The organism is Streptomyces sp. NPDC025618 (assembly GCF_055558795.1).
Window position 1 is genome coordinate 165,365 of sequence record NZ_JBVHLW010000008.1, and the last position, 13,195, is coordinate 178,559.

Here is a 13,195-nt window from a genome sequence, read left to right on the forward strand (position 1 = left end):
TCCCCCGGACGTGGTCCGGGGGACGCGGGCTCTACCGCTCCTCCGCCTTCGCGGCCGCGTCGATCGCCGCCAGGGAGCGGCGGGCCTGGTTACGGTCCGTGGTGTACCAGAAATCCGGCATGGAGGCGCGCAGGAAGCTTCCGTAGCGCGCCTTGGCCAGCCGCGGGTCGAGCACCGCGACGACACCCCGGTCGCCGGTGGCGCGCACGAGCCGTCCGGCGCCCTGGGCCATCAGCAGCGCCGCGTGCGTCGCCGCGACCGCCATGAAGCCATTGCCGCCCGCCTCCTCCACGGCCTTCTGCCGGGCGCTCATCAGCGGGTCGTCGGGGCGCGGGAAGGGCACCCGGTCCATCACGACGAGCTGACAGCTCGGGCCGGGCACGTCGACGCCCTGCCACAGGGACAGCGTGCCGAACAGGCACGTCCGCGCGTCGTCCGCGAAGGCCCGGATGAGCTCACCGAGGGTGTCCTCGCCCTGGAGCAGGATCGGCATGTCGAGCCGGCCCCGCAGCGCCTCCGCGGCCGCCTGGGCGGCCCGCATGGAGGAGAACAGCCCGAGCGTCCGGCCCCCGGCCGCCTCCACCAGCTCCGCCAGCTCGTCGAGCATGTCCGTGCGGCTGCCCTCGCGCCCGGGCTGGGAGAGGTGCTGCGCCACGTAGAGGATGCCCTGCTTGGGGTAGTCGAAGGGGGAGCCGACGTCGACGCCCTTCCACGGCGGGCTGTCCTCTCCCCCGGTGCCTTCCGGAGCCAGCCCCAAGGAGGCCCCGACCCCGTTGAAGTCCCCGCCGAGCTTGAGCGTGGCCGAGGTGAGGATCACCGAGCGCTCGGTGAAGAGCTTCTCCCGCAGCAGGCCGGAGACCGAGAGCGGGGCGACCCGCAGGGACGCTCCGAAGCGGTCGTGCCGCGCGAACCAGACGACGTCGTATTCGGAGCCCTCCACGATCCGCTCCGCCACCGCGTGGACGTTCTCCACCGCGGCCAGCGCCTGCTTGCGGACGGCGTCCTCGTCCTGGACGGACTTGTCGCGGGTGTTGCCGATGGCCGAGATCACCGTGCGGGAGGCGTCGCGCAGCGCCGTCAGCGCGTACCCGAGATCCTCCGGGAGCACCTCGAGACGGCCGGGCAGCGCGAGCTCCATGAGGCGCTCGAAGGTCTCGGAGGCGGTCTGGAGCGCGTCCGCCGCCTTCTCGTCCACGAGCTTCGCGGCGCGGCGCACGGCGCGGTTGACCTGGCTCGGCGAGAGCTCGCCGGTGGCCACGCCGGTGACCCGGGAGACCAGCTCATGGGCCTCGTCGACGATGAGCACCTCATGGCTGGGCAGCACCGGCGCGCCCTCGATCGCGTCGATGGCCAGCAGGGCGTGGTTAGTGACCACGACATCGGCGAGCTTGGCCCGCTCGCGGGCGGCCTCGGCGAAGCACTCGGCGCCGTACGCGCACTTGGAGGCGGACAGGCACTCGCGGGAGGTCACCGACACCTGGGACCACGCGCGGTCGGACACTCCGGGCGTGAGGTCGTCGCGGTCGCCGGTCTCCGTCTCGTCCGACCAGTCGCGCAGGCGCAGCAGGTCCTTGCCGAGCTTGCTGCTCGGCGCGGCCGCCGTCGGGGCCACCGGCTCGGCGGGGTCGAAGAGGGCCTGCTCCTCCTCCTGCGGCGCGCCCTCGTGCAGCCGGTGCAAGCACAGATAGTTCGACCGGCCCTTGAGCATGGCGAACTGCGGGCGGCGGCGCAGCAGCGGCTGGAGGGCGTCGACCGTCCGCGGAAGGTCGCGCTCCACGAGCTGGCGCTGTAGCGCGAGGGTGGCGGTCGCCACGACGACGCGCTCACCGTGGGCCAGGGCCGGGACCAGATAGCCGAGGGACTTTCCGGTGCCGGTGCCGGCCTGCACCAGCAGGTGGGAGTTGTCGTCGACGGCTTCGGCGACGGCTTCGGCCATGGCGGCCTGACCGGGCCGCTCGGTGCCGCCGACGGCGGAGACGGCGGCATGCAGCAGGTCGGCGAGGGAGGGCGAGGAGGTGGCAGTCATAGCGCGTCCAGCCTAAGGGGAGGCACTGACATCTCTTGCCCGATCATGGAAATGTGCGGCGGACGGGGTGCGCGGCGGGCGCCCGGCGGCGGCTCGTGATATCCGCGGCGGCGGCCCCCGTACGAGCCGCCGCCGATCGCCGAGTTGGGTCGCCGCGGGGCGTTCAGAGGACCCGGCGCAGCGCGCGGTCGCGGATCATCAGGGCCGCGCGCTTGTCCGGCAGGTCGATCTCGGCTGTCAGCCGGAAGCCCGCGCTGAGGAACGCCGCGACCGAGGGGGTGTTACGGAGGTCGGGTTCGGCGACGACCCGGCCGCAGGCGGGACGGCGGTCCAGGACGAGGTCGGCGACGGAGCGCAGCAGGCGGGTGCCGATGCCGCGGCCGCGATAGGAGACCTTCCCGATCAGGAGGTGGAGTCCGGTGTCGTTGGGCCGGGCCGGATAGTGGCGGGCGATGGGGTCGAGGTCGGCGCGGTAGACCTCCCAGTAGCTCATCGGCACACCGGCGAGCACTCCCAGGCAGGGCACGCTGCGGCCGTCGCCGTCGAGCTGGGCGCGGAGGTGGGCCTCGGTGACGCTCTCGGGCCCGTCGAGCTCCCAGAAGGCGGCGACCGCCGGATCGTTCATCCAGCGGGTGACGGTCGGCAGGTCGCGTTCGACGCGGACGGGCACGAGCCGGAAGGGCCCCATCCCGGTCTCGACGGGCCCCCAGTCCGCGAGGGAGCCGAGGAGGTCCGGGCCCCGGCGCCAGGGCGCGCCGACGCTCCCGGGCGCGTGCGGCTCCGAGGAGTCGTGGGCGAGGAACTCGACGAGCTCTTCGGACAGCCGCAGGTCAAGGGTGTCGTCGGTGCTGGAACTCGCGCTGGGGTCGGTGGGCGGCACGACGGCACTCTCCTCTCGGTGCGTCCCCCGACCTTCGAGGGGGCTCGGCCGGATGCCACGCGACCGGGCTTCCGCCTGTCATCCGGCCGGTGTGGCAAGGGGGTTGGTGATGGTGACGTAGACGGACTGGGTGTCGACCGGGCCGACGAGCTCGTCGAGCCCGTGCAGCCTGGTCAGCAGATTCGCCTTGCAGCGGAGCGTGGGCGACTCTAGGAGGCGGGCGGACAGGGACGAGCCGCCCGTGCCCGGCGCGGCGGCGGCAGCCTGCAGGAAGCGCCGGAAGGCGGCCAGCAGCAGCCTCTCGTCCGCCAGCCGCTGGGCCCCGAACGCGCCGATCAGACCGAGCACGTTGTTGATGCCGAGGTAATAGGCGAAGCGCTCGTCGGCCACCTCGTCGGAGACGAACGTGTCGCTCTCCGTGCCGATTCCGGGGAGCCTGCCGTCGAGTGCGTCGCGGTGGGACTCGCGGAAGTAGTAGCCCTGGTTGTCGCGGAAGCGGCCACCGGCGGGCCAGCCCTCCCGGTCCAGGAGGACCAGCGTGTTCTGCTGGTGGGCCTCCAGCGCGATGCCCGCCTCGCCGTCGAGCCACAGCACGGGCCGGACGACCGCTTCCAGATACCGCAGGAACCACTCCGCGGACACGGCTCCCGCGGGCCGCCCGGTGCGGTGCGCCAGCCGGGCCACGAGGCAGGCGAGGCGGGAGGCCACGCGGGGCCGCCCGGGGTGGCCCTCGATGGCGGGCCAGGGGCGTGGCGAGACGATCCCGGCGAGGCACGCGGCGTCGTCCCCGGGGCCGAAGGGGTTGTGCCGGATGACGGCGTCCAGGCCCTTCAGCGGTGTGCCGTCGGGGTCGTCCACGGCGAGCCAGGCGGGGTCGCGGACGATGTCGAACCCGAGGCCGCCGGAGCACGCCGCGCGCCACCGCTCGGCGAGGCCGCTGCGCAGCAACCGGTGCACTTCGACACCGCGTCGCAGCTCCTTGCGGAGGTTCTCCCGCCGCGAGTTGGTGATGCGCAGGCCCAGGGAGAGCTTCAGCATCGCGGGCGCGCCGGGGCGGTGCAGGGTGCGTACGGACGAGGTGGGGTACCACGGCTCACCGTGTGCGCCGAGCTCGTGGAGCAGGCCGGCTTCGAGGAGGCGGGCGACGGCCGGGCGGCCGCGCAGTTCACGTGCCTGCCAGGGATGCACCGGCAGGGCCATGGTGTCCGGTGGCAGGCACAGTCCGGGGCCGGCGAGCCGGGCGGCGAGCGTGACGGCGTCGATCGCCCTGCCACGCTCGGTCCACGCCGATTCGCTGGCCAGCAGGGAGCGGTGGACGGCCAGCCAGTGCAGCGGGAAGGAGCCGCGCGTCTCGGGTGAGTAGAGACGGGATTCGGCTTCGGAGAGGCCCTCGCGGCTCTTGGGCGCGGGGTGGAGGGGGTGTCCGAGCAGCAGCGACTGTTCCGCGTAGAGGAAGAGATCGTCGCCGTCCGGGTCGGCGGGCCGTGCGCGCCGGTCCGCGAGGAAGTCCGCCGTACGGCGGGCCGAGTCCGCGACCCGGCCGACGAGTTCGGCCGCTGATCGGCCGGCCGACGCCGACCGGTGCGCGGCCTCCCTGCCGAGGAGTGCGGCCAGGGTGACGGCGTCGACGGGCGGGGCGTCGGCCGGGCCGTCCGCCAGGCTGGGCAGCCCGAAGCGGTGCCAGCCGGTGGCGGACCAGTAGTGCACGGGGACGCGCAGTGCGGCACCGCTCGCGGTGAGGGGCAGGTGCAGCGCACTGCCGTCCGGGCGGGCGATGTCGTTCTCCCGCACCCAGCAGCGCAGCAGGCCCTCCACGGTGGCCGCGTCCGCGGCGGCCCCGGGGTCGGGGTGCTCCAGTGGGTCGGAGGCGGCCGGCGTACGAGGGTCGGGACCCGCGCCCTGGCCCGGCAGCGCGGGCGTCCTGGGCTGACTGGAGAAACGGTGGTCCCGGTGGACGGCGGGTGCCTCGGTCCCGGTGGATGCGTTCATACGGTGTGCGGCACGCGTGCCCCGGCATCAGGCCGGGGTCGCGGGGCCTGCCTCCTTCGGCGTGCTCGGAGTGGCTGCGCGGCGGTGGGTCCGGTCGACTGCGGCGAGCGCGTCCGCCAGTCGGTCGAGAACGGCTTCCGTCTGCTCGTCGGTGATCGTGAGAGGAGGCAGGAGGCGTACGACGGAGGAGTGCGGGCCGCCCAGTCCGACGATGAGCCCCCGGCGCAGGCACTCGCGCCGCACGGCGGCGGCCGGTCCGGGCGCGCACTCGATGCCGATCATGAGGCCGATCCCCCGCACCTCGCCGACGCACGCGTGGTCGAGTGCCCGGAGCCGCCGGAGGATGTGCGCGCCGAGTGCCGCCGCGCGCCCGGCGAGGCCGTTCTCCCGTACGTACCGCAGGGTCGCCGTGCCCGCCGCCATGGCCAGTTGGTTGCCCCGGCAGGTGTCCGCGCGGTCGGCGGGCAGGCGGCCGCCGAGCTCCGCGTGGTGGACGACGGCGGCGAGGGGGAGGCTGCCGCCGATGGCGTGGGACAGCACCATCACATCGGGCACGATGCCGCTGTGCTCCACGGCCCAGAAGGCGCCGGTGCGCCCGACACCGGTCGCCGCCTCGTCCACGACGAGGGGGATCGCGCGGGCCGCGGTGATGTCGCGTGCTCGCCGCAGCAGGCCGTCCGGCGCCGGGAGCACGGCACCCTCGCCCGCCACGGGCTCGACGACCACCGCGGCCGGTGCGCGCCCGCCGCTCCCAAGGGCCGCGAGGAACATCTCGGACGGCCCGGACAGAGCGAGAAAGGTCTCGGCCGGGGCGCCGGAAAGAGTGAGCACTTCCGTGCGGCCGGTCGCGGCCCGTACGAGTGCGGCGGCCTCCCGCAGCGCGTCGGCGGCCGTCGGGCCGCAGAACCGGATCCGTGCCCCGTCGGCCAGACCGCGCGGCAGCGTGGCCAGCAACTCGCCGGTGAAAGCTTCCCGTACGGGGGTGGCGAGGTCCGGCGCGTGCAGTGGGGCGCCCGAGTCAAGCACGGCGCGGATCGCTTCGAGCACGACCGGGTGATTGTGGCCGAGCGCCAACGCGCCCGCTCCCGAGAGGCAGTCGAGATAGCGGCGGCCGTCGGCGCCCTCGACCGTCAGCCCCCGGGCACGCACCGGCACGACCGGCAGCGAGCGGGCGTACGTACGGGCCGCCGCTTCCCGGGCCGGCTGCCGCCGGAGGACACCCTCACGGGCCGTCGGCGGCGAGGTCGTTGGCAACCGGGTCAAGGTCACGGCTCTGGGACCTCCTGGTGCTGAACTCCGGTCGGTTCTCCCCTGTACGTACCAACGACGCCGCGAGCGGCGGAACACGGCCGACCGTCAAGAACCTTCGGACCGGAACCGGGGACCCGCCCGAGCCCGTCTCCCACCGCACCGGCATAGTGGGGTCCTGCCACCCCACTGGGGCGGTACATGACAAATTTAGGCGCCCGCGCACAGCGCGGGCTCCGCTGCGCCAAGAGATCGATTCAGGGGGAACCCACTCCATGCCATCCATCCGCCGGCCCGCGCTGGCAGCGGCCGCTCTGACCGCCGCGCTGGCCCTGACAGCCACCGCGTGCGGTCCTTCCGAGGACAAGGCATCCGGTAGCGACAAGCCCAGCGCCTCCGCCGCCCAGACGGGCGACGACGGCATCCAGCTGCCCAAGAACCTGCCCTCGTCCCTCAAGGACCTGGACAAGTGGAAGAACGGCGCTTGGAAGAACTGGGACAAGGACCAGTGGCTCCGCGAGGCCCGTGACTTCATCAACCCCATCATCAAGGGCCACTGGAAGCCCGACACCATGAAGGACGCCCGCTCCAGCGACAAGACGCTGTCGAGCAAGGGCGCCCCAGGCAGCGCGCCCGGCGCTTCCGGCGACCAGGGTGTCACCGACCCGGAGCCGAAGGCAGTGACGGCCAAGTCGGTCGACCTGCCGTACCACAACAACGCCGCCCCGGTCGGCAAGGTCTTCTTCGACAGCCCCGAGGGCCACATGGTCTGTTCGGCGACGGTCGTCAAGGACCCGGCACACCCCGGCAAGTCCAACATGGTGTGGACAGCGGGCCACTGCGTGCACGCGGGCAAGAGCGGTGGCTGGTACCGCAACATCGCCTTCGTGCCGTCCTACAACGACAAGGGCCTGCCGAGCGCACAGGTCAACACCGCGCCTGTGCAGGACGTCGCTCCGTACGGCGTGTGGTGGGCGGACTGGGCGCAGACGTCCTCGCAGTGGATCACGCAGGGCGCCGAGACCGGGGGCGCCGGTGCCCCCTACGACTTCTCCGTGCTGCACGTGAAGCCGGAGACCGCTTCCGGCAAGTCCCTCGAGGAGACCGTCGGCAACGCCCTCACCGTGGACTTCGACGCCCCGCAGGTGAAGTCCATCCAGTCGATGGGCGCTTGGGGCTACCCGGCCGCGCCGCCCTTCGACGGGCAGAAGATGTACGACTGCGTCGACAAGCCCGGCCGGCTGACGATCGACCCGTCGCAGCCGACGATGTACCGCATCGGCTGCACCATGACCGGCGGTTCGTCCGGCGGTGGCTGGTTCGCCCAGCGCGACGGCAAGGTGGTGCTGGTCTCCAACACCTCCATCGGCCCGGCCAACAGCACCTGGCTCGCCGGCCCGCACCTGGGCCCGGAGGCCAAGGGCGTCTATGACGGCATCAGCCGGAAGTTCGCCAACCAGTAAGCGGTGAAGCCCGAAGGCCCGCCCCCGGACGGGGGCGGGCCTTCGCGTGTGCGTGCGGCAGGCGGTCAGCCGCGGGCCGCCGGGACGTAGCGCTGGAGCTCCGCGGCCAGTTCCTCGTGGACCCGCGCCTTGAGGAGCGTGCCTTCCGGGGTGTGCTCCTCGGAGATCACCTCACCGTCGGCATGCGTCCGCGCGACGAGGCCGCCCTGGGTGTACGGCACGAGCGCCTCGATCTCGACGGAGGGCCGGGGCAGCTCGGCGTCGATCAGCTCCAGCAGCTCCGCGATGCCCTCACCGGTGCGCGCGGAGACGGCCAGCGAGTGCTTCTCGATGCGCAGCAGGCGCTGGAGCACGAGCGGGTCGGCCGCGTCCGCCTTGTTGATCACAACGATCTCCGGCACGTCGACCGCGCCGACCTCGCGGATCACCTCGCGCACGGCGGCCAGCTGCTCCTCCGGCGCCGGGTGCGAGCCGTCCACCACGTGCAGGATCAGGTCGGAGTCCCCGACCTCCTCCATGGTGGAACGGAACGCCTCGACCAGGTGGTGCGGCAGGTGGCGTACGAAGCCGACGGTGTCGGCCAGGGTGTAGAGCCGCCCGCTGGGCGTCTCGGCCCGGCGCACGGTCGGGTCGAGGGTGGCGAACAGGGAGTTCTCCACCAGCACACCGGCTCCTGTGAGCCGGTTGAGCAGCGAGGACTTGCCCGCGTTGGTGTATCCGGCGATGGCGACCGAGGGCACCTTGTTGCGCCGGCGCTCCTGCCGCTTGATGTCGCGGCCGGTCTTCATCTCCGCGATCTCCCGGCGCATCTTCGCCATCTTCTCGCGGATCCGCCGGCGGTCCGTCTCGATCTTGGTCTCACCGGGACCACGCGTGGCCATGCCGCCGCCGGACGAACCGGAGCCACCGCCACCCATCTGCCGGGAGAGCGACTGACCCCAGCCGCGCAGCCTCGGCAGCATGTACTGCATCTGGGCCAGGGAGACCTGGGCCTTGCCCTCGCGGGACTTGGCGTGCTGGGCGAAGATGTCGAGGATCAGGGCGGTCCGGTCGACCACCTTGACCTTGACGACGTCCTCGAGATGGATGAGCTGGCCGGGGCTGAGCTCACCGTCGCAGACCACGGTGTCGGCGCCGGACTCCAGAACGATGTCCCGCAGCTCCAGCGCCTTGCCCGAGCCGATGTACGTGGCCGGGTCCGGCTTGTCGCGGCGCTGCACGACGCCGTCGAGCACGAGGGCGCCCGCCGTCTCGGCGAGGGCGGCCAGCTCCGCGAGGGAGTTCTCCGCGTCCTGCACGGTGCCCGAGGTCCACACACCGACCAGCACCACGCGCTCCAGGCGCAGCTGCCGGTACTCGACCTCGGTGACGTCCTCCAGCTCGGTGGAGAGTCCCGCCACCCGGCGCAGTGCCGCGCGCTCGGAGCGGTCGTACTGCTCGCCGTCGCGCTCCCCGTCGATCTCGTGGCTCCAGGCGACGTCCTCTTCCATCAGGGCGTCGGCCCGAAGGCTCTCCGGGAGGCTCTGCCGGTCCTGCGGAAGGGAAGAAGAGGAGGTCATTTGATCCTTACGTCGTTGGGAAGTGGCGGCCCCCGACGGGAGGCCACACCGTCGACAACGTGCGGTGGCCCCCGGAGATTCCCGGGGCCGGCCCCCGCGCCGACGTGTCGATGTTCCCACGCCGCCGCGGGGGCGTCACGCGGGTTTCCGGGTGGGCTTCCAGTCGGGGTGGCCCGGCATGGGCGGGGTGGTGGGCCCGTACAGCCAGTCGCGCAGGAACTGCGTCAGGTCCTGATGCGAGATCCGCGAGGCGAGGGCGGTGAAGTCGGCCGTGGTCGCGGTGGAGTCGCGGTGGCGGGCGACCCACTGGCGCTCCAGGCTCTCGAAGGCGGGGGCCCCGATCTTCTCGCGCAGCGCGTAGAGCACCACCGCGCTGCCGTCGTAGACGATCGGCCGGAAGATGCTGATCTTCTTCCCGGGCGCGGCTCCCTTGGGGGCGGCGGGCGGGCCCCCGTCGGCGCGCATGACGTCGGAGAACTCGTACGCCATGCGCATCCGGTCGGCGAACTTCGTGCCGCCCCTCTCCTCCGCGTACAGCGCCTCGTACCAGGTGGCGTGGCCTTCGTTCAGCCAGAGGTCGGACCACATCCGGGGGCTGACGCTGTCGCCGAACCACTGGTGGGCGAGCTCGTGCACCATGATCGATTCGAGGTACCAGTCGGGGATGTCGGTCCGGGTGAACAAGGCGCGCTCGAACAGGGACAGTGTCTGCGTCTCCAGCTCGAAGCCGGTCGACGCGTCGGCCATCAAGACACCGTAGGTCTCGAAGGGGAAGGCACCGACCCGCTTCTCCATCCAGGCGATCTGGTCGGGGGTCCTCGCCGTCCACTTCTCCAGCCGCTGCCGCTCGGCGGCGGGCACCACGTCGCGGACGGGCAGCCCGTGGGGGCCGCTGCGCCGGGGGACGGCGGACCTGCCGATGGCGACCTGCGCGAGCTCGGTGGCCATGGGATGCGCGGTCCGGTACGTCCAGGTGGTCTCCTCGCCGCGGGTGACCCGGCCCAGGGGCAGGCCGTTCGCGACCACGGTCAGGTCCTTGGGCGCGGTGACGTGGAAGGTGAAACGGGCCTTGTCGGAGGGATGGTCGCTGCCCGGGAAGATCCGGTGGGCGGCGTCGGCCTGATTGGCCATGACCAGCCCGTCGCTCGTACGGACCCAGCCGCCGTCCCCCGCGCCGCGCGGGTCGCTGGTGTGGCGCACCTTGACCGTGAAGCGGCCGTGAGGCGGCAGGGCCCTCGCGGGAGTGACGACGAGGTCCTCCTTGACAGGCGTGAACTCCGCGGGCGCTCCGTTGACCTCGATCGAGCGAACGGTGCCCTGGGTGAAGTCCAGGTTGAAGTGGTCCAGCCAGGAGGTCGTCTCGGCCCTGATGGTGGTCACGGCGTCGAGCGGACGGTCGTTGCCGTGGTAGTCGAGAGCGATGTCGTAGTCGGCCACGTCGAAGCCCGGGTTCCCCAGATACGGGAAGAGCCGGTCGCCGATCCCCTCCGGCGCGGCGGCCGGCGGGGCGGCGGCGCCCACGAGGAGGACCGTGGCTGCGGCCGTGGAGAAGGCGGCCCGGCGGCGTACTGACCGACGGCGGTTCGGGGAGCGCGTCCCGGGAGAGTGCGGCATGCGTCCACCGCTATCAGCGTGGAAGGGGCCACCGTCGGCGGCACGACGCCGCCCCACCCGTATGAGCGTTTCGGAAGGCTGTACGAGCGTCACACCGGTGGGCGCCTTCCGTGTGAGGCCCGCACTCGGTCGCACGCTCAGCAGGCTTCCCGGCGTCGTCCCCGGGCCACCTCCCCGAACGGCTAGAGGCGCGCTCCGGCGAAGGCCCGCCCCGCCCTTTCGACGTCATAGACCCCAGGGACACGCCGCATGGCCCGGATCAGCTCCGGCAGCTGTGCGGCGTCGGCCAGTTGGAGGGTGTAGGTGTGCCGCACGCGCTGCTCGTGCGGTGGTTCGACGGCGGCCGAGATGACCGCGGCCCCCTCCCCCGCGATGGCCTCGGTGAGGTCGGCCAGCAGATGCGGCCTGCTGAACGATTCGGCGAGGAGCGTGACCCTGTAGTCGAAGGCCCCCGCGCTCTCCGGGCCGCTCCAGCGCACCTCCACCGGATGGCGTCCCGAGGTGACCATCCGGCCCACAGCGGGACAGTGCGCGCGGTGCACGGTCACCGCGCCGCCCCGCACGGCGAAGCCGGTGACCTCGTCGGGCGGTACAGGCGTACAGCAGCCCGCGAGGCGCACGCTGGTGGCCGCCAGGTCGGTGCCGTCGGCGGTGACCACGACGGGCCACCGCGGGGCCTGAGCCGTGGAGCGCGGCGGTGGACAGGGGCGGTCCGGTGTCAGGGGCGCGAGCGGGGCGACGGGGTCCGGCGCCGGGTGAGTGGCCAGCCAGCGCTCGATGGCGATGCGTGCCGCGGGCGTGCGGGCGTGCTCCAGCCAGTCCGGGGACGGTCCGGAGGCGGTGTCGCGGGACATCAGCAGCTGGAGGGTGTCGCCGTCGCTCAGCACCGTGCTGAGCGTCGCCAGCCGGCCGTTGACCCGTGCGCCGATGCAGCTGTGCGCGCCGTCGCCGTACTGCGCGTAGGCCGCGTCGACACAGCTCGATCCGGCCGGGAGGCCGATCGTGCCTCCGTCGGCGCGGAAGACGGTGACCTCGCGGTCCTGGGCCAGTTCGTCCCGCAGGGAGGTCCAGAAGGTGTCCGGGTCGGGCGTGGCCCGCTGCCACTCCAGGAGCCGGGAGAGCCAGCCGGGCCGGGTGGGGTCGACGCGCTCGCCGTCCGCCGCGTCGGGCGTCTCGGGGGTCGCGTACGGGTTCCCCAGGGCGACGACACCGGCCTCGGCGACGCGGTGCATCTGGTGCGTGCGGATGAGCACCTGCGCCGCCTCGCCGCTCGGGCCGGCCACGGCTGTGTGCAGCGACTGGTAGAGGTTGAACTTCGGCACCGCGATGAAGTCCTTGAACTCCGAGACGAACGGCGTGAAGCAGGTGTGGAGTTCGCCGAGGACCGCGTAGCAGTCGGCGTCCTCCGCGACGAGCACCAGGAGCCGCCCCAGGTCCGATCCGGTCACCCTGCCGCGCTTGAGCCGCACCCGGTGGACGGAGACGAAGTGCCGGGAGCGGACGAGGACGTCGGCCGCGATGCCCGCTTCGCGCAGCACGGCGCGCACCCGCTCGGCCGTCTCCACCAGTGGATCGGGGCGGTCCGCGTGGGCGAGGACGAGGTCGCGGGTGCGGGCGTACTCCTCGGGGTGGAGGATCGCGAAGACCAGGTCCTCCAGCTCGGTCTTGAGCGCCTGGACGCCCAGCCGCTCCGCGAGCGGGATCAGCACATCCCGGGTGACCTTGGCGATGCGCGCCTGCTTCTCGGGGCGCATCACACCGAGCGTGCGCATGTTGTGCAGCCGGTCGGCGAGCTTGATGGACATCACGCGGACGTCGTTGCCGGTGGCGACGAGCATCTTGCGGAAGGTCTCGGGCTCGGCCGCCGCGCCGTAGTCGACCTTCTCCAGCTTGGTGACGCCGTCGACCAGGAAGCGCACCTCCTCACCGAACTGACAGCGCACCTGATCCAGCGTCACCTCGGTGTCCTCGACCGTGTCGTGCAGGAGGGAGGCGGTCAAGGTGGTGGTCTCGGCGCCCAGTTCGGCGAGGATCAGGGTCACCGCGAGCGGGTGGGTGATGTACGGTTCGCCGCTCTTGCGCGTCTGACCGCGGTGGGAGGACTCGGCGAGGAGATACGCCCGGCGCAGGATGTCGAGGTCCGCGCCGGGGTGGTGGGCCCGGTGGACCTTGGCCACATGGTCGATGGCGTCCGGGAGGCGGCCGCGCGACCCGGAGCCGCTGAGGGCCGCGCGCCCCAGCCGTCTCAGGTCGATGCGGGCACGGCCGCGCCTGCGGCCGAGAGCACCTTCATTCGGGGCCTCTGCGCTCATGGGCACCTCCGGCAGCGTCGACCGGTGGCCGGCCCGTCGCCTCCAGACCCCGGTGCTTGATGTTACCGAGCCCATCACGCGCCGCTCACCCGCTCTCGCCCAGA

8 protein-coding genes are annotated in these 13,195 nt (G+C 72.8%); 1 reads left to right on the top strand and 7 read right to left on the bottom strand.

The annotated features are described in order from the left end of the window. Nucleotides 1–31 precede the first annotated feature (31 nt). The 4 genes from ACZ4A5_RS10835 to ACZ4A5_RS10850 all read right to left on the bottom strand — a co-directional run bounded on the left by ACZ4A5_RS10835 (nt 32) and on the right by ACZ4A5_RS10850 (nt 6,164). Complete coding sequence (locus ACZ4A5_RS10835) at nt 32–2,026, bottom strand: ATP-dependent DNA helicase (protein ID WP_467581111.1); 1,995 nt, start codon at nt 2,024–2,026, stop codon at nt 32–34. 163 nt (nt 2,027–2,189) lie between these two features. Next, a complete protein-coding gene (locus ACZ4A5_RS10840; protein ID WP_467581114.1) occupies nt 2,190–2,906 on the bottom strand; it encodes a GNAT family N-acetyltransferase in 717 nt (238 codons plus the stop codon). A gap of 78 nt (nt 2,907–2,984) precedes the next feature. Further along, on the bottom strand, nt 2,985–4,895 hold the full coding sequence (locus ACZ4A5_RS10845) for an IucA/IucC family protein (RefSeq protein WP_467581117.1): 1,911 nt from the start codon (nt 4,893–4,895) through the stop codon (nt 2,985–2,987). Nucleotides 4,896–4,922: 27 nt separating this feature from the next. Then, nucleotides 4,923–6,164, bottom strand: coding sequence for an aminotransferase class III-fold pyridoxal phosphate-dependent enzyme (locus ACZ4A5_RS10850; RefSeq protein ID WP_467581120.1), 1,242 nt, complete (start codon nt 6,162–6,164; stop codon nt 4,923–4,925). Nucleotides 6,165–6,418: 254 nt separating this feature from the next. Here ACZ4A5_RS10850 and ACZ4A5_RS10855 point away from each other — a divergent pair, with 254 nt between their 5' ends. Beyond that, nucleotides 6,419–7,606: a trypsin-like serine peptidase gene (locus ACZ4A5_RS10855; RefSeq protein WP_398873517.1), complete on the top strand. Its 1,188-nt coding sequence runs from the start codon at nt 6,419–6,421 to the stop codon at nt 7,604–7,606. A 65-nt stretch (nt 7,607–7,671) separates the two neighbouring features. Here ACZ4A5_RS10855 and hflX read toward each other — a convergent pair whose 3' ends face one another. The 3 genes from hflX to ACZ4A5_RS10870 all read right to left on the bottom strand — a co-directional run bounded on the left by hflX (nt 7,672) and on the right by ACZ4A5_RS10870 (nt 13,091). Beyond that, nucleotides 7,672–9,165: a GTPase HflX gene (gene hflX, locus ACZ4A5_RS10860; protein ID WP_398873519.1), complete on the bottom strand. Its 1,494-nt coding sequence runs from the start codon at nt 9,163–9,165 to the stop codon at nt 7,672–7,674. A 135-nt stretch (nt 9,166–9,300) separates the two neighbouring features. Further along, nucleotides 9,301–10,779, bottom strand: coding sequence for a M1 family metallopeptidase (locus tag ACZ4A5_RS10865; RefSeq protein WP_467581129.1), 1,479 nt, complete (start codon nt 10,777–10,779; stop codon nt 9,301–9,303). A 182-nt stretch (nt 10,780–10,961) separates the two neighbouring features. Then, a complete protein-coding gene (locus ACZ4A5_RS10870; RefSeq protein ID WP_467581132.1) occupies nt 10,962–13,091 on the bottom strand; it encodes a RelA/SpoT family protein in 2,130 nt (709 codons plus the stop codon). Nucleotides 13,092–13,195 lie beyond the last annotated feature (104 nt).

Excerpts from the sequence above, each read along its gene's own strand:
- ACZ4A5_RS10835 (WP_467581111.1), bottom strand. The coding sequence starts at position 2,026 with ATGACTGCCACCTCCTCGCCCTCCCTCGCCGACCTGCTGCATGCCGCC.
- ACZ4A5_RS10845 (WP_467581117.1), bottom strand. The coding sequence starts at position 4,895 with ATGAACGCATCCACCGGGACCGAGGCACCCGCCGTCCACCGGGACCAC.
- ACZ4A5_RS10855 (WP_398873517.1), top strand. The coding sequence starts at position 6,419 with ATGCCATCCATCCGCCGGCCCGCGCTGGCAGCGGCCGCTCTGACCGCC.
- hflX (WP_398873519.1), bottom strand. The coding sequence starts at position 9,165 with ATGACCTCCTCTTCTTCCCTTCCGCAGGACCGGCAGAGCCTCCCGGAG.
- ACZ4A5_RS10865 (WP_467581129.1), bottom strand. The coding sequence starts at position 10,779 with ATGCCGCACTCTCCCGGGACGCGCTCCCCGAACCGCCGTCGGTCAGTA.
- ACZ4A5_RS10870 (WP_467581132.1), bottom strand. The coding sequence starts at position 13,091 with ATGAGCGCAGAGGCCCCGAATGAAGGTGCTCTCGGCCGCAGGCGCGGC.